The 16,188-nt window shown below is 43.9% G+C and carries 12 protein-coding genes and 2 tRNA genes; 6 read left to right on the top strand and 8 right to left on the bottom strand.

Translation table 11 applies throughout. The features are described from left to right. Positions 1-4 precede the first annotated feature (4 nt). Positions 5-691 carry an SDR family oxidoreductase gene (locus tag F0229_RS01340; RefSeq protein WP_102332520.1) on the bottom strand — a complete coding sequence of 229 codons (687 nt, stop codon included), beginning with the start codon at positions 689-691 and terminating at the stop codon, positions 5-7. 262 nt (positions 692-953) lie between these two features. Here F0229_RS01340 and F0229_RS01335 point away from each other — a divergent pair, with 262 nt between their 5' ends. Together F0229_RS01335 and F0229_RS01330 are read left to right on the top strand one after the other, a co-directional pair. After that, a complete protein-coding gene (locus F0229_RS01335; RefSeq protein WP_171732084.1) occupies positions 954-1,874 on the top strand; it encodes a histone deacetylase in 921 nt (306 codons plus the stop codon). A gap of 193 nt (positions 1,875-2,067) precedes the next feature. Then, the gene (locus F0229_RS01330; RefSeq protein ID WP_171732083.1) at positions 2,068-4,194 is read left to right on the top strand and encodes a methyl-accepting chemotaxis protein; all 2,127 of its coding nucleotides are present in this window, start codon (positions 2,068-2,070) and stop codon (positions 4,192-4,194) included. Between the two features lie 75 nt (positions 4,195-4,269). Here F0229_RS01330 and F0229_RS01325 read toward each other — a convergent pair. From F0229_RS01325 to F0229_RS01310, 4 genes are all read right to left on the bottom strand, one after another. After that, positions 4,270-4,360, bottom strand: a tRNA-Ser gene (locus F0229_RS01325). Between the two features lie 418 nt (positions 4,361-4,778). After that, a tRNA-Ser gene (locus tag F0229_RS01320) sits at positions 4,779-4,869 on the bottom strand. A 138-nt stretch (positions 4,870-5,007) separates the two neighbouring features. Beyond that, complete coding sequence (locus F0229_RS01315; RefSeq protein ID WP_017065981.1) at positions 5,008-6,816, bottom strand: DUF3413 domain-containing protein; 1,809 nt, start codon at positions 6,814-6,816, stop codon at positions 5,008-5,010. Positions 6,817-6,844: 28 nt separating this feature from the next. Then, positions 6,845-7,072: a YejL family protein gene (locus F0229_RS01310; protein ID WP_017068253.1), complete on the bottom strand. Its 228-nt coding sequence runs from the start codon at positions 7,070-7,072 to the stop codon at positions 6,845-6,847. Positions 7,073-7,156: 84 nt separating this feature from the next. On the opposite strand from F0229_RS01310, the gene yejK reads away from it, so the two are divergent. From yejK to F0229_RS01295, 3 genes are all read left to right on the top strand, one after another. Beyond that, entirely contained in the window at positions 7,157-8,161 is a 1,005-nt protein-coding gene (gene yejK / locus F0229_RS01305; RefSeq protein WP_017061190.1) for a nucleoid-associated protein YejK, read from the top strand. A gap of 105 nt (positions 8,162-8,266) precedes the next feature. After that, positions 8,267-9,670: an Hpt domain-containing protein gene (locus tag F0229_RS01300; RefSeq protein WP_171732082.1), complete on the top strand. Its 1,404-nt coding sequence runs from the start codon at positions 8,267-8,269 to the stop codon at positions 9,668-9,670. A 76-nt stretch (positions 9,671-9,746) separates the two neighbouring features. Further along, on the top strand, positions 9,747-10,925 hold the full coding sequence (locus F0229_RS01295) for a chemotaxis protein (RefSeq protein WP_171732081.1): 1,179 nt from the start codon (positions 9,747-9,749) through the stop codon (positions 10,923-10,925). A gap of 97 nt (positions 10,926-11,022) precedes the next feature. Here F0229_RS01295 and nhaC read toward each other — a convergent pair whose 3' ends face one another. Beyond that, positions 11,023-12,459: a Na+/H+ antiporter NhaC gene (nhaC, locus tag F0229_RS01290; protein ID WP_017063453.1), complete on the bottom strand. Its 1,437-nt coding sequence runs from the start codon at positions 12,457-12,459 to the stop codon at positions 11,023-11,025. Positions 12,460-12,959: 500 nt separating this feature from the next. Between nhaC and asd the strand changes: the two genes are divergently transcribed. After that, positions 12,960-14,078, top strand: coding sequence for an aspartate-semialdehyde dehydrogenase (gene asd, locus F0229_RS01285; protein ID WP_017629874.1), 1,119 nt, complete (start codon positions 12,960-12,962; stop codon positions 14,076-14,078). A 145-nt stretch (positions 14,079-14,223) separates the two neighbouring features. Here the strand turns inward: asd and F0229_RS01280 are convergent, their stop codons facing one another. Then, complete coding sequence (locus F0229_RS01280; RefSeq protein WP_029235134.1) at positions 14,224-15,066, bottom strand: ion transporter; 843 nt, start codon at positions 15,064-15,066, stop codon at positions 14,224-14,226. A 149-nt stretch (positions 15,067-15,215) separates the two neighbouring features. Further along, positions 15,216-15,854 carry a YchE family NAAT transporter gene (locus F0229_RS01275; protein ID WP_017061184.1) on the bottom strand — a complete coding sequence of 213 codons (639 nt, stop codon included), beginning with the start codon at positions 15,852-15,854 and terminating at the stop codon, positions 15,216-15,218. Between the last annotated feature and the right edge of the window lie 334 nt (positions 15,855-16,188).

The raw sequence follows: 16,188 nt of genomic DNA, 5'->3' as shown, positions 1-16,188 counted from the left end.
TGGATTACCAGTCTATTTCGTTGCCATCGAAATTGAAGAAGTGACCACTTACTCCGGTATTCGCGGACTCGATGACTTTAATAAGGCCGGAAGCTGAAGTGTTGGTATCGATCAGAGCATTAGGGCCACCCATTTCGGTCTGTACCCAGCCTGGATGCAGTGCTAACACCGTAAAGCCATTATCGGTTAAGTCGTTGCTTAAGCTCTTAACCACGGAGTTTAGAGCGGCTTTAGAGGAGCGATAGATATAACCTCCGCCTGAGGTGTTCTCGGTCATGCTGCCGACTCTAGAGGATAAACAAGCGACCTTTTTGATATGGCTGCCTTCTAGTAGAGGCAATAGCGTTTCGACAAGCTTTAGTGGAGCGATGGTGTTGACTTCGAATACACGACGCCACTCTTCAACATCGGTATTACCCAGCCCGTAGCCTTTAGGGCCATAGTAGCCAGCGTTGTTGATCAAGATATCAATCGACTCTATTTGCGAAGGGAGTTGGCTTACTGCTTGGTAATCGGTTATCTCTAATTGAATACAGGTAAGGTTGGTGTTGTGGTCTGCGAGTGAGAGCAGTTCTTTTGCTGAATTGTCATCACGATAAGTCGCGTACACCTTGTGATTACTTTCCAAGTATTGTCGAGTCAGGCTTAAGCCAATGCCGCGGTTCGCTCCAGTAATAAAAATAACGCTCATGGTGATTCCTTTTCAGTTCAATTAGTTAAGTTTGATGGCTTAACACGAGAAAATCAACGCTCCACCAACTGGCCATTAGCATTCCTACAAAAATCATTACTGCTGCCGCTGAGCCGCAGATCACCCCAAAGATGAGTATTACGTTTTTCATTATGGTCTCTACTTTATAATTAATAACAATGATAACCATTATCATTAATTAAGGTTGTCGCCAAGTTTGAGGCTGTTATGATTTTGAGAAAGATACGCAATTAGCCTGATTATGATTCCTTTAATTTACCACCCAATCTATTCACAGTTACCTTTACCAGAAGGTCATCGCTACCCAATCAACAAATATCAGTTGTTGCATAGTGCTGTTGAGGCGCTGATGAATAGCGAACCTCGATGGAAGTGCAAGTTTGAAGTGTGCCAACCAACGCCGGTTTCGGTTGAGCAAGTAAAACAGGTACATGATAGCGAATATGTTGATTTGCTCGTGTCTGGTAAGTTACCTGCAGCAAAGATGAGACGTATCGGTTTCCCGTGGAGCGAGCAACTTATCGAAAGAACACTCTACTCAAGTGGTGGAACCTGCTTGGCCGCTGAAATGGCAATAGAGACTGGTTTAGCGATTCATTTGAGTGGTGGTTATCATCATGCGCATCATGATTTTGGCAGTGGCTTTTGTTTGTTGAACGATTTGGTTTTAGCGGCAAAACACGCGCTGACCTTTGAACATATCGATAAAGTGCTGATCGTTGATAGCGACGTTCATCATGGTGATGGCACAGCAACTCTTTGCCAAGACAACGACGACATCATTACTCTGTCGTTCCACTGCGATAAAAACTTCCCTGCACGAAAGCCGCTATCCGATTTAGATGCGCCATTAAGTCGTGAAACAGAAGATGAAGAGTTCCTACGTTGTTTTGAACAAGTCACTAAGTTAGCGATTGCTCACCATCAACCTGATCTGATTATTTATGATGCGGGGATAGATATTCATCAAGACGATGAACTGGGTTATTTGAATGTCTCGACACAAGGGATATTTGAGCGCGACTGTTTCATGATTGAATTAGCGAAATCAGAGTCTATTCCGATGGCTTGCGTAGTCGGTGGCGGGTACCGCACTAAACACCAAGATCTGGTGCCGATTCACATGCAGCTGTTAAAAGCGGCCTATCATGTTCACGGTTAACCTCTCAAATTAGCGGCTGATAGTTCATTGAAATGATGGTGTGAAATAAGCGCCTTTTGCACCATAAAAGACACGCTTGCACCATTGTGACTCATATAAAGTACTTTTTTATTAATTAGTTACGTATTTGTGTGGTTAATTGTGGTCTGTAAATTGCTTGACCCATGTGTCTATAAAAACACAAGGGATAAAAATGAACCTGACGGACAAGGAACGTAGTTGGCTTAATTGGTTTGGCGCAACAGGAAAACTGGCTATGCGCAGAGCTTGTTTCCTCAATCGAAGTAGGACGGAGGAGCTTGAACAAGCTTTTGAAAGTATTGCTCACACGCGAGTTCAACTTCTGCATAACTGGGTCAAGAATCAATGGGACTTTTTAGAAGACTCTGCTGTTTATTTGGCAAGTCGAACGGAAGAGCAAGCACAGGGGACGTTATCTAGCCTTCTTAAACGCAGTACGGATTTTTCTGAGTTGGCGATCGTCGATGCTAAGGGGATAGCACAAGCATCGAGTTATCATGAGCATGTAGGGGTTAACCTTGGAGACAAGAAGGCTTTAGTTGAAGGGGCTTCAAAGCGTTATCTGCATGGGCCGTATATGGATCAGCGCACGTTGAACGTAGGGGCTTCGAGTTCATCGTTTCATGACCAAGTAACGCTGATGTTTTATGTCCCCTTTTCTCGGGATGAAGGGGCGCCGCAATTCCTATGTGGTCGTGTTCCAAATGATGTTATTGGTGACATTATTCAAAGAGAAGCGGGGCATATTTATAGCGAGTCGGGTGATAACTATATCTTTATGGTCGACTCCATTCATGATCCTAATACTCAGCCGGGTGTTGCGCTCTCTCGTTCTCGCTTTGAAGATAATACCTTTTCACACGGCGAGAACTTAAAGCAAGGGATTCATACTGATTGGGGAACGGTTAAGATCCAGCACCACACCGAATTTGAGATTCGCTTTACAGACCCAGGCACTAATCAGCTTCACCCAGGCGTCAGAGAAACCATTAAAAATGGCAATAACTTGTTTATTGGTTATCCGGGGTATTCTGACTATCGCCACATACCCGTTATTGGCAAAGGTATCACTTTTCAATTAGATGGTTCACCAGATACCTTTGGCATGATGTGTGAGTCCGATTTAGAAGAGGTCTACAGAGACCGAAGTCTAAGTTATACCTTATCTAAGCACTTTATCAGCTGCATGCTACTGCCTCTATTTGTTCCATTACTGTTTGCCAACCTTTATACACTCACACCTTTTATGCAGAGTGGTATTATGTTCGCTTGCGCGTTGCTTTCATTGGGCTTATTCCGTTTAGTTAGCGCCAAACCACTAGCGAAGAAGATTCATGAAATGACCGGGGTAATGCAGACCTTAGCCGAAGGTGATGGCAACTTAAGTCGGAGACTTGATCCCACCACATTCAGTCATAATGAACTTGGCAACTTAGGGCGCTGGACTAACAGTTTTATCGACAATTTAGATAACACGGTGAGTGAGTTGATCCATGCGAGTCACGAAGTTAGAGAGGTTTCGGAATCGATGTTTCGTCGCAGTGTCGTGATGAAGCAAACCAGTGATGATGCATCACAAGCGTTAAGCAATATGCTTCAGTTGAGTCAGTATCAACAGAGCGAAATTACTCATGCGAGTGTCTCAGCAACGCAAATGGACACGGTGATGAAACAAGCCGTCCTGAGCGCAGAGAAGGAGTACAATCAGTCCGTCGAAGGCATGGAGATTGTTCGCAATATCGTAGAAAGCTCGGCGCATAGCGTGAATGAGGTGAATAATGAAATGACTAAGGTGTCTGACATTATAGATATCATTACTGACATTACCGCGCAGACTAACCTTTTGGCCTTGAATGCGGCCATTGAGTCGGCAAGAGCAGGTGAACACGGGAGAGGGTTCTCTGTCGTCGCTTCTGAAGTAAGAACTCTGGCTGACCGAACTTCACAAGCTGCTAACCATATTAGTGACCTAATGAAAGAGCTGCATAGTAAGTCTCGCAGTGCTGTTGAGTCCATGGAGCGAGGTGTCGAGAATGTGAGTAAAGGAAACTTAACAGTCGACTCAAATGCTCGCAGTGAGCAAATTCAATCAGCGGTGAGTGACCTCTTTACCACGATGTCTAACTTAGATGAAAACAGTCAGAAAAATGGACAAACGGCAGATAAAGCCCAACGTTCAATATCTGACTTACAATTGTCTACTAAGCAACTCGCACGTCGAGTGTCCTTGATGGGCAATGCATTGAGCCGTTTAGACCAATTGATTGGGCGTTTTGAAGTGAGCCGAAAGGTGGCGTAGTGGAAAATACGTAAGTTCTTTACGCAAACGCCAGATACAAAAAAGCCGCTGATTTCTCAGCGGCTTTCTTTAATGTGGTGGAGGGATAGGGATTTGAACCCTAGAACCGCTATTAACGGTTGCCGGTTTTCAAGACCGGTGCTTTCGACCACTCAGCCATCCCTCCAATGGCGCGTATGATATAAGGGTGGCTTTCGCTTGTAAATACCCTTATTAACTGACTGCTTTTTTTATGAACGCTTTTTGGTGTTTTTGTTCTGAATGATTATTTATTGTTCGGTTTATTAAGAAGCCGACAAAATCTAATATTCAATAAGCCAAGTATTCCCAACTTTTGTTATACGTGAAGTGTTTCTGTGCTATTAAAAAAGAAAGTATCTAATTGGCTTGCAGGTAAAGTTATGAGGGGAGTGGCTTAGGCGCATGAACTTTTAGTTTAGAACGGTGAGATCGGAATTTAAAACTAGGTATAAAGTGAATGGGTTTGAAACTGGGACTGTAGAGAGTTTTGTTAGATGAGCTTTATATTTTAAAAAGCTTCAGATGCAAAAAAGCCGCTGATTTCTCAGCGGCTTTCTTTAAAGTGGTGGAGGGATAGGGATTTGAACCCTAGAACCGCTATTAACGGTTGCCGGTTTTCAAGACCGGTGCTTTCGACCACTCAGCCATCCCTCCAGTGGCGTGAATAATATAAGGGGTGGAGGATCTTGTAAACCCTTAATTTTCATAATTTTGTTTTGTTGCTTGTTTTCTAATCATTCACGGCAATAAAAAAGGGAAGCCATTGGCTTCCCTTTGCTGTTTGCTGATTATTTAGTCATTTTTTGTGTAGAAACGCTGTAGCTCTGTCAGGCCTTGCATCAACACAGGTAAGCGAGGGCTTACGTTTTTCAGGCGCTTGTAATTTTGGTCGTACAATTTGTAGTTACCAAATTTATCCAACACCGTTGTTTGCTGGTCAGTAACAAGAGCAAGTTCACGAGAGTCGCCCGCGAGAATCCACTTTCTGTTACGTTCATTAAACAGGCTGCGACCACTACTGAAATCTGTTGGGTTCGAAGATACACCCAATAGCTCTTGCATCAGTGTTACTGACACGTCTAGATGACTAGAACGGTGGGTGTATTCAGAAGCAGACTTGCCAGGCCAGCTGATAAACAGTGGTACTTGTAACTGATAACGACTGTAGTTGGAGTTTGCACCCCAGCTGTTGGTTTTGGTTTCGTTAAACTCAGTACCGTGGTTAGAGGTAATGATAACCACCGTGTTATCGGCAAGCTCTAAGCGTTCCAGTTCAGCGTAGATAGTTGCTAGCTGAGCATCGGCCGCTGTCGCCGACTTTTGATAGTCTGCTGCAAAACGCTCTGCTGTCGTTAGCGTAGAGTCCGACTCTGAACTTGAATCGTAGCTGGCGAAGTTATCCAGTGTGGTTAATTCAATAAAGTTAAACCAAGGGCGTTTAGCTTGCGGTGATTGAATCCAGTTAGACCAAGCTTTTATGGCACTCTGGTCATCATAAGTTGCTTGCTCTGGCATCACATCACGGCCTCGGAAGATGATATCCGAGTACAGTGCATCACTAAAGTTGTCGCCACTGAAAGCAGCGAACTTGTAATCGTGATTCTCTAAAACATCGAGCAATACTGCGCTTGACCCCTGAGCTTCAATGCTGCTTGCGTAGCTGCTCGGTAGGCCGTAGAACAAGCCAAAAATACCAAACATATCGTTACTTGAACTGTAGTGGTTGGTGAAGTTGATCGACTGTTGTGCGTAGGCATAGCTGTTTGGCATCGCTGTCGCATTAAGAGCGTCAGAGCGAAGGTTGTTCACACTCACCATCAGGATATTAAGATCATCACTGCGGCGGTTGTATTGAATTTTTTCTAGCGGGTAGCTAACTAGGTTTACATTCTCTTTGTTCGCTTCTAAACGCTCAAGGTACTCTTCACGGTCTAATAGGCCATGTTTTTCCATAAAGCTTTTCGCTGTCATTGGGTAAGACAGTGGGAAGTTCGCTTTCTGGCTAGTAATTGGGTTATAGAAGTACGCATCAGCCCACATGTAGGTCAAGTGGCTGCTGATGAAACACAAGAAGAAGACGGCAGTAATCGGACGGCCAATGTGTTTATGAGACAGTTTACGCTGCTTACGCCAAACCCACTCAGATAGACCGAGTTGCAGCAAGAAGATAAGCGGCATAACAATGAAGAGGTGCTGCAAATCAGACGTGAATGCAGATTCCTCTCCACTGAATAAAACCTCCCACACGACAGGCGTCAGGTGGAGGTTTATATTTTGATACGTTTGGGTATCAATCAGTAGGACAGTTAAACCTATGGTCGCGAAGATAACGGCAACCAAACGTAATAACTTCCTCGACGGAAGAATAAAAGTGAGCGGGAACAGCACTAATAGATAGAGCGCGAACACTAAAAAGCCAAAATGACCAACCCACGATGCAGCCAAATAGAATTGACCTAGCAAGGTTTCTGGCCAAGCAGATTGAGTAATATAACGAGTACCAATCAACATCGCAGCAATGATGTTGAAAAATGCAAACCAGTGACCCCAACCAACCAGTCGAGATACACGATCGCTATATGAGTTTGCGCTGTCTACCATTTATAATTCTTTTATCCGTCAATCAAATTTAGTGAGACTTTTTATCTTCAAGAGAAGAAATTAAAGCCTCGGCAAATTTTTCAGCAATTCCTTTGCGTTGTGAAGCAGCAACATTCTGATTTAAGACATTGGTTGCGATATTTCCAGCGATCATCAGTGAAAGTTCTGGCGAAGCTTTGTGCTTAGATAGTACAGCACCTACTTCAGCTAGGATTTTTTCAACTTGATCATCTGTGTATTTAGATATAATCGGCATAAGGACTCTAATAATGATAGTAAAAGCGGCTTATGATAACCTACTATGCACGACAACTGAAACCTGAACGGTAATATTTTCACTATGAGCCTTCACCTTTCCAACGTAATTTTACACCAGCTGAGCAAGAACGATCAGGATGAGCTGATTGTTAACTATCGTGCTGAATCTCTAGAAAACGATGCTTCATCTGAAAGCCTAGTTGCTGAACTTCACCGTGTTTTTAATTCAAAAGCAGGCAAAGGGTTTGGTTCTTTCAAATCTGACAGCGAATTCCAGCAGTGGTTGCATCAACTTCGTGCTGGTGAGACAAACTTTTACGATTTTTCTCAAAAGAGTGCGCAACGTCTAAAAGACGAACTATCAAAGTACCCATTCGCTGACGAAGGTATCTTGGTAATGGCTGAATATCAGTCACTTGCAACAGATTACCTTTTCATTGGTTTATTGCCTTCAAACCAAAGCCTAAAGGTAACTGAAGGGCTTGATATTAGTGCGACTGACTACCTTGATATCTCAAAAATGGATATCGCGGCTCGCCTAGACCTTTCAACTTATGAGACTGATAAAGAGTCAAACCGTTACTTAACTTACATTAAAGGACGTGTTGGCCGTAAAGTCGCGGATTTCTTCTTAGATTTCTTACAAGCTGAAGTGGGTTTGGATGCGAAACAGCAAAACCAAGTACTGATGCAAGCGGTAGAAGACTTCGTTTCTGACTCTAAATTAGAGAAAGAAGAAGCGATCAGCTACAAAAAGCAGGTTGCGGATTACTGTAACGAGCAGCTTAAAGCGGGCGATGAAGTGCAAGTTCGTGAACTTTCTGGTGAGTTGCCAGCGAGCACAGATGGCACAAGCTTCTTTGACTATACTAGTGAGCAAGGCTACGAGTTAGAGGACAGCTTCCCAGCCGATCGCGCAACTATGCGTAAACTAACAAAATTTGTTGGTGCTGGTGGCGGTTTGAATGTTAGTTTTGATAGTCTGCTTCTAGGCGAACGTATCTTTTACGATCCAGAGACAGACACGCTAACGATTAAAGGCACTCCACCGAACTTACGTGACCAACTGACTCGCAATAAGTCATAGTCCGAAGTTAACGGATAAAAGCGGCAGCAGGACGTTGTCGCTTATTTTGTGCTTAATCTTTTAGCTACGGTCATGGCTTCAAGTTAACACGCACAAGGAATATAGATGGAACAATCAGTAGCAAAGCCCAAACGCTTTAAAAAACCAGCCACTTTTTTGGTTGTGCTCTTGGCTCTGTGGTTACTTCCTTCATTGGCTCTTCTTAATCTAAGCCGTTCCTACACCAATTCTCTTGCTCAAATCGAAGAGCTCGGTATTCGAGTCAACGAGTTGAGGCAATCGCTTTATTTCTCAGAACCACTTCGAGTCTCTCGTATCAATGATCTCGCACTCGATGCTCAATTGGTTTATTCGATCCGACTGCAGATTGAATCTGATTTCCAACGCGCCTTGTTTCGTCCTGATGTGAACCAACTGTTATACGTAGCCGATCAGTTCCTTGAAAAGTTCGATGAGTTCATTCCAATCGAAAGCCAAGTTCAAGACATCGTTGATAACATTAAGATCTTGCGTGCGGATAAAGAGCTTTCCCCTAAGCTAAAACCACTCCTCAACGAATTCGGCGTTGTGGTATTTGAAGCCATGTATTCTGAAAATCAAAGTTCGTCAGCGACTTATCGCGCCTTTGATTCCATTCTAGAAAAATCTTATTCCTTAGAAAACGAAGAACAAGATGCACTCCAACAACTACTGGCTGATGCGTCAGCATTGTTGAGTGATTACGCTCAGCTTAACTATTTGGTTGATAAGATTAAGAAAAACTCAGTAAATGAACAGATCATAAAACTCGAAGCTGAGTTCCATGATCGTCAATTCAACCTATTGTTGCTGATGCTAGGCTTAAGCTTGGTGGCGATGAGCGGGATAGTGTTTTGGGGCGTTAGGTCCACAAAAACGATGAAAGAAGCAGACCAAGAACTCAGCTCTGAACTAGAAATTAATTCAAGTAAGGAAGACGCTTCTTATAGCGATGTTGTTTCCTCAGCAGTGAAACAAGCAGATAGTGACGCTTATGTATCCGAGAACAGGCCAACGCGCCAGTCTTCCGACTCTCAACCTCCGCAGAGCGTTAACGTTACAAGCCAACCCGTTGTACCGCAATACTCTATTCAGCAAGTCCCTGAACAGGCGCCAGTAGTAGAGAAACACGTTGCCAGTGTCACAGATTCAAAGCCTGCGATTGATATCGAAGACATGTTAGAAACGCTCGATGGTGATGCTGAGTCTGTCGAACTCTTACTTGGTGTGTTTGTACAAGACCACGCAGGTGACTACGAGAAGTTTAAGTCTTTGTTGACCAAAGATGAAACCTCCGCGGCTCGCATTGTACATAGCTTAAAAGGCGTGGCTGGCAGTATTAAAGCGTCTCGGTTAGCCATCATTGCCGCAACCATTGAAATGACAATGAAGCAGTCCAGAGCAATCAGTGAACATGATTTAGCTGAACTAGAGCAGGCTATAAAAGCCTCTGTGGATTCTGCTCATGAATATTTAGACAGTCAGCGTTAACTTTTACAGGATTTTTGACAATACTATGACGAAGCGCTCATACAATCAGCGCCCTTAGTCTTTGTCAGAGGTTTATATGTTACGAGTTTCGAGTCGAAGTTGGATGGTGTTGGTGCTTAGCATTGTGCTAAGTGGTTGTTCTCTCTTAGAAGTTAAGTTAGATAGTCAAACGACGCCTCTCACTCAACAAGAGTTAAATGCTCGGATCATGACGCGTGAATACGCCAAGATGTTCTTTACACGAGTAGAAGATTCGGCCGATCTCATCGCGCAATCTTACCCTGCTGATGACACCTTACATCAATCTTATGTTTTGCTTTGGAAGATCCATGCAGAGCAGGGCTTACAACAAGCGGCTTACCAAACATCTCCTATGTCTGCACTCATTGATACTTGGGTATTTACTGCGCAAATGAATCAATTCTATGCTCAAGGTGAAGGGGCTGACCTGTTCGAGACAAATGATGCGGTAGATACTGCTCGTTTTTTGGACCAAGAAGCAGAGAAGCTAGCAAAGGGCGTTCTGAGCTCTAGTGACTTTAAGAAGAGCAAAGCATTCGTTGCCGAGTTTGTAGCGAGCAACTCATTTAACGATCTTACCTTCAGAACTACGCCTGCCTATCGAGAATGGCTAGCTTACCTTGGTAAAGATGAATCACAGATCGTTCAGAGTCTAGGTACCATGCCAGAAGCCATGAGCGATGCATCAGACCGCTTAAGCCTAATGGCGGACCAAACGCCAAAACTGATGTCTTGGAAAGCCGAATTGGTGGCGATGAACAGCTCACTGACGGGTGAAGATTTGTCGATGACTCTAGAAAGCCTTCGTCAAACATCAGCAAGCATGCAAGACTTCATTGAGAACAATCCGGAATACATGCAAACACTGGCTTCTATTATGTCGACAGAAATGCAGCCATTGCTCAATGATCTTAGTGACAAAACAGACCAAAAACTGGCGATGCTGAGTGATGAACGTGTGGCGTTAGAAAAAATGGTTACACGAGAGAGAGAAGCATTAGTAGAGATGATTGCGAAAGAGCGTATTGAGATTGCTGGTATCGTGACATCAGAAAGAGAGCTGTTCACTCAAGATTTAGACCGAGTATCTCAAGAAGTGGTTGTGCTTGCGATTGATAAGCTGATGGAGCTAATCAAAGGTGTGATTATCTACTTCATCCTGTTTATCTTAGTAGTGTTCTTTGCACCGTTAGGTATCGGTTACTGGTTGGGTAAACGAACCGCCAATAAATAAGTAAATCAGTAGATCAAAAAAAGAGCGCTCTAGGGCGCTCTTTTTGCATTTATCCATTAACGTTGTGAGTTACGTTCGAAAGCGTTAGCTCCTGAACTTAAGCTTGTTGCTTGCTTAACTCGGTCGCTTCTTCAGCTTCAAACGCTGGTGCTGTTGGTTCACACTTATCAACGAACCAACCCATGTAAGACGTTACGATAGTCACGATGATACAGATGAAGCTTAACCACATGAATGGTGCGTAAGACAGCGTTGCAACACCAAGAATACTCGCCATGTAGATGCCGTTATCACTCCACGGAACCATACCCGACGTTAACGTTCCACCAAACTCAGCATTACGCGATAGGTTCTTACGCTTGTAGCCTAAACGGTCGTAGTTTTTCGCACAGATTTTTGGCGTAAGGATTAACGATACGTACATTGCAGAACCGAATACGTTACCCATGAAAGCCGTACCAATGGTGCTAGTCGCTAGTGAGCCTGCGCTGTTTACGCGGCGCTCAAACACTTTAGCGATTGTCTCTAGTACGCCCACTTTATCCAGTAAGCCACCGAAACCTAGACCAAATACGATAACCGCAACCGACCCCAGCATTGAAGACATGCCGCCACGGTTAAGAATCGAATCAATAAACTCTACGCCAGATGAGATTGAGAACGGTGCCCAAGCAGTGTTGAATGCCGTTAGGAAGTCGATATCTTGGATCATGACTGCCCAGATAATACCCAGCAGAGAACCAAAGCTGATTACCGGGAATGAAGGCATACGGAAAGCCAACAAACCAAGCACGATAAGTACTGGAACGAATGAGTAAGGCGTGATGTAGAACTGAACTTCCATTGCTTTGATGACAGAGTCAACTTGGCTCATGTCAACGTTGCCCGCGTAGTGGAAACCAAACGCAGTAAACATGATGCCTGTAATCACGTAGCTGATTAACGCAACTGGCAACATGCCCTTGATGTGTTCAACCACTTCAACACCAGACATTGAAGAAGCCAGAATCACTGAATCAGAAAGCGGAGACATCTTGTCACCGAAGTAACAGCCTGACAGCACTGCACCCGCAGTAATCGGCGCTGGAACACCGAGACCTTGGCCGATACCCATCATTGCGATACCTGCTGTACCCGCAGCACCCCAAGAAGTACCAGTTGCCAATGCGGTTAGAGAACAGATGATCATGGTCGCTAAAAGGAAGATAGAAGGGTGGATAGCTTTCAGACCATAGTAAATGATAGTAGGTACGATCCCGCCTGAGATCCAAGTACCAACAAGAGCGCCAACGGCTAAAAGTATTAAAACCGCGCCTAAGCCATTGGATATTCCTTTGAGTGCTGCTTTTTCTAAGTCTTTGTATTGGTGTCCAAGACGAATACCAAGAACCATGATAATGAACCAGCCAATATACAAGGCAAGTTGAATTGGAAGGTCAAGCTTTGCTGTAAAGGAAAAAGCAAGGGATAGAAATAGTCCTAACGCGATGAATACCTGCAATAGGTTCGGTAGGCGAGTTTTACTCTGCTTCATAAAAGCCTCTTGTGATTTCGAGCATTTATAGTGCTTCGTTATAGTGTGTGGTACAAAACGGACACTACAGTAATTAGTTTATTATATCGAAAAAATACGTCCAAGTTGTGATATTTGACTGTTAACTCAATTAATTGTGGTTTCATAATCTAAAATTTTGTTAAATTCATGATTGTTACATGTTGAAATCTGTCGCACGTTGTTTTCGTTTTGTAAAATAAAATTCTGATTAACCTTTGTTTAAAAGAGGGATTTACTGTTTGTGATGAGCGTCGATTGAACTGGTTTTGGCGATGTAAATGTTTGAATTTGACGATAATGGACGCTTAATCAATGAGGTGGAGATGGAATGTCGATACAGAGATAACTGCACGATTCATTACGTTCACTTAAAAGAAACGAAAAAGTTACACTTTTTGACAAAAAGCACTTGAGTTCTGTTTCTGAAAAACTTATAGATGGGGGAGAGCAATTTTTAATTTATACATGGAGAGTGAGCGATGAGAGTAGGTCTAGTTGGTTGGCGCGGTATGGTGGGTTCTGTACTGATGCAACGTATGGTTGAAGAGAAAGACTTCGACTTGATTGAGCCTGTTTATTACAGCACATCTCAGATTGGTATTCCTGCCCCTGTTCTAGGTGGTAAAGATGCGGGTCTACTTCAAGACGCTTTTGATATTGATAGCCTAAAACAGCTTGATGCTGTGATTACTTGTCAAGGCGGCGATTACACATCAAAAGTATACCCAGCACTGCGTCAAGCAGGTTGGAAAGGTTACTGGATTGATGCAGCTTCTACTCTGCGTATGGACGCTGATTCAATCATCACTCTTGATCCTGTTAACTTGGCTCAAATCCAGCAAGGCATTCACAGCGGCACCAACACGTTCGTTGGCGGTAACTGTACTGTGAGCTTAATGCTTATGGCTCTAGGTGGTCTGTACGAGAAAGGCATGGTTGAGTGGATGAGTGCCATGACTTACCAAGCAGCTTCTGGTGCGGGTGCTAAGAACATGCGTGAGCTGATCTCACAAATGGGTGTGATCAACGACAGCGTAAGTTCTGAGTTAGCAAACCCTTCAAGCTCAATTCTTGATATCGATAAGAAAGTGGCTGATACGATTCGTTCATCTTCATTCCCAACAGACCAATTTGGTGCTCCGCTTGCAGGCTCACTGATTCCTTGGATCGATGTGAAGCGTGAAAACGGTCAGAGTAAAGAAGAGTGGAAAGCCGGTGTTGAAGCGAACAAGATTCTTGGTCTAGATGGTCAGCCAATCCCAATTGATGGTACTTGTGTACGAATCGGTGCAATGCGTTGTCACGCTCAAGCACTAACGATCAAGCTTAAGCAAGACGTGCCAATGGACGAGATCGAAGAGATCATCGCAACGCACAATGATTGGGTTAAAGTGATTCCTAATGACCGCGACATCACGGCACAGGAGCTAACACCAGCGAAAGTAACAGGCACAATGTCTGTACCTGTCGGTCGTCTGCGTAAGATGTCGATGGGTAACGACTTCCTAAACGCCTTCACGGTTGGTGACCAACTACTTTGGGGTGCTGCAGAACCACTACGTCGTACTCTGCGCATTATCCTTGCTGAGAAAGCGTAATAGGCAAGATTGCTTAAATTCTATTAGCTGATAAACCGAAAGGGTTGACGATAAACGTCAACCCTTTTTAGTTTATTGCTACCTCGTTATTCGGCCCTCGAAACTGCCCTTAAATCTCTTCGCTACTCGAATCTCGTGTCTGCTTTTATTTCTCGTCGGTGACGACACGCTTGTCTGGATCCGCTAATTCGCTAGCACAGTGCTTGCAATACATGGCGTCTGAATCATGACCCGCTCGGTTACAGTTCGGGCACTTAACCAATTCTTTGTGCGAGTTCATCTCATTACTGAGTTCTGCAGTAATGATCCCGGTTGGCACTGCTAAGATAGAGTAACCCAATAGCATGGTCAGTGATGCTATGGCTTTACCAAGCGCGGTCTGCGGCACCATGTCACCATAACCTACCGTAGTGATAGTCACGATGGCCCAATAGATACTGTGAGGAATACTGGTGAAGCCATTGTCAGGACCTTCAATAACAAAGATCAAGGCGCCAAAGATAACCACCAAGATGCCGACGGTGCTAAAGAAGATCAGTATCTTTCGTCGTGCCATTAATAGTGAGCGCAACAGAATATTGGAATCTTGCAGGTAGCGAACCAGCTTTAGAATTCGGAAGATACGCATCACACGCAGCAGTCTCACCACACCCATAAATGAAGCGCCTGGGAAGATGATTGCTAGGTAGGTCGGAAGAATCGCCAATAGGTCAACGACACCATAAAAACTGGTGGCGTAAGATTTTGGCTTTGGGGAGCAATAGAGCCTTAACAAATACTCAAGAGTGAAGAGTGCAGTGAAGGTGTATTCGATATAACGCAGCTGTTGTGACCATTCGGTCATCACATTAGGGATGGATTCTAAGATCAGAACCAACAGCGAAGCCAAGATTGCAACGATCAGAGTTATATCAAATGCACGTCCGGCTGGCGTGTGAGTACCAAAGATAATGACGTACAAATGATGCTTGAGTGGCTTGCGTGACATAAGGAGAGGTTCGTCTTCTGTTAAATGCATTAACAGTCATTATACAAGCTTCATAATAACGAGGCGAGTGAAAGCCCAATTGCTTTACTCGTCTCATCTATATTTCAATATTGTTGCCCTTTATAGAGCAACCGAAATGTTGTTAAACGTTATGCCAAGCCTGGGAACAGATTACGTAGGCCATTGGCGATGAACTCGATGCCCAATGCGCCAAGAATCAGACCCATGATACGAGTGATCACGTTGATACCCGTTTGACCTAAAAAGCGAACGATAACCGGCGCTGAACGGAACAAAAGCCAAGAGCACGTTGCGAATGCGATGATGCTAATGCCGATGCCGACCGTATCAATAGCAGCAGGGTAGCGAGAACCATAAACAATGGTCGAGCTGATTGCACCTGGGCCTGCCATTAGCGGCATAGCAAGTGGAACAACGCCGATCTGCTCTTTGCTGATGTATTCAGACTTCTCTTGTTTGTTCTGCTTATCTTCACCGAGCTTACCGCTCATCATCGAAAATGCGATGCTCAATAACAGTAAGCCACCAGCAACGCGGAATGAATCCAACGAGATGCTAAACATATCAAGAAGCATTTGCCCTGCAACAAGTGACATAATCAAGATCACGGCAACAGCAATATTTGCTTGTAAGGCTGTCCTGTTCCTCTCTTCTGGCGGCATATGAGCAGTAAGAGAAACAAAAACAGGCATGATGCCGATTGGGTTTACGGCAGCAACAAGCCCAAGGAAGAATTGCATAAAAATTGCGAGTTCTAAGCCTTGCATGAGAGCGATCTCCAGTTAGCGTACTTAAGGTTGAAGGGTTGATCTGTGAATAGTTTAGGCGCGTAATGTAAGGGACAAACTCAATTTACGCGAATGAAAAAAACTAACTTGAAATGGGTGATTCTTTTTAGAAAAACTAATTGAATCTCACTTTTGTTTTAAGCCTGTTGCAAGCTAGTTGGTAGTGTTTCATTTTGTAATTTATTATTGAGTAACTGTTAACCGACGCACGAAATTAATAAAAATTATGTCAGAATCTAGCCCGTACAACGCTATAGATATACTCTCAGTAGCACGAATATAGCTGTATACATGTAATTTAACGGACTAAAAA

Source organism: Vibrio sp. AIC-3, from assembly GCF_013114515.1.
In the GTDB taxonomy this organism is placed as follows: Bacteria; Pseudomonadota; Gammaproteobacteria; order Enterobacterales; family Vibrionaceae; genus Vibrio; species Vibrio crassostreae_C.
Note: the sequence above shows the minus strand (reverse complement) of the source record. Positions and strands in the feature narration are given on the sequence as shown.

Bases quoted from the DNA above. Each gene is read 5' to 3' on its own strand.
- F0229_RS01295 (WP_171732081.1), top strand. From the start codon at position 9,747: ATGTTACGAGTTTCGAGTCGAAGTTGGATGGTGTTGGTGCTTAGCATT.
- yejK (WP_017061190.1), top strand. From the start codon at position 7,157: ATGAGCCTTCACCTTTCCAACGTAATTTTACACCAGCTGAGCAAGAAC.
- F0229_RS01340 (WP_102332520.1), bottom strand. From the start codon at position 691: ATGAGCGTTATTTTTATTACTGGAGCGAACCGCGGCATTGGCTTAAGC.
- F0229_RS01335 (WP_171732084.1), top strand. From the start codon at position 954: ATGATTCCTTTAATTTACCACCCAATCTATTCACAGTTACCTTTACCA.
- F0229_RS01315 (WP_017065981.1), bottom strand. From the start codon at position 6,816: ATGGTAGACAGCGCAAACTCATATAGCGATCGTGTATCTCGACTGGTT.
- F0229_RS01275 (WP_017061184.1), bottom strand. From the start codon at position 15,854: ATGCAAGGCTTAGAACTCGCAATTTTTATGCAATTCTTCCTTGGGCTT.
- nhaC (WP_017063453.1), bottom strand. From the start codon at position 12,459: ATGAAGCAGAGTAAAACTCGCCTACCGAACCTATTGCAGGTATTCATC.
- F0229_RS01280 (WP_029235134.1), bottom strand. From the start codon at position 15,066: ATGTCACGCAAGCCACTCAAGCATCATTTGTACGTCATTATCTTTGGT.
- F0229_RS01300 (WP_171732082.1), top strand. From the start codon at position 8,267: ATGGAACAATCAGTAGCAAAGCCCAAACGCTTTAAAAAACCAGCCACT.
- F0229_RS01310 (WP_017068253.1), bottom strand. From the start codon at position 7,072: ATGCCGATTATATCTAAATACACAGATGATCAAGTTGAAAAAATCCTA.
- asd (WP_017629874.1), top strand. From the start codon at position 12,960: ATGAGAGTAGGTCTAGTTGGTTGGCGCGGTATGGTGGGTTCTGTACTG.
- F0229_RS01330 (WP_171732083.1), top strand. From the start codon at position 2,068: ATGAACCTGACGGACAAGGAACGTAGTTGGCTTAATTGGTTTGGCGCA.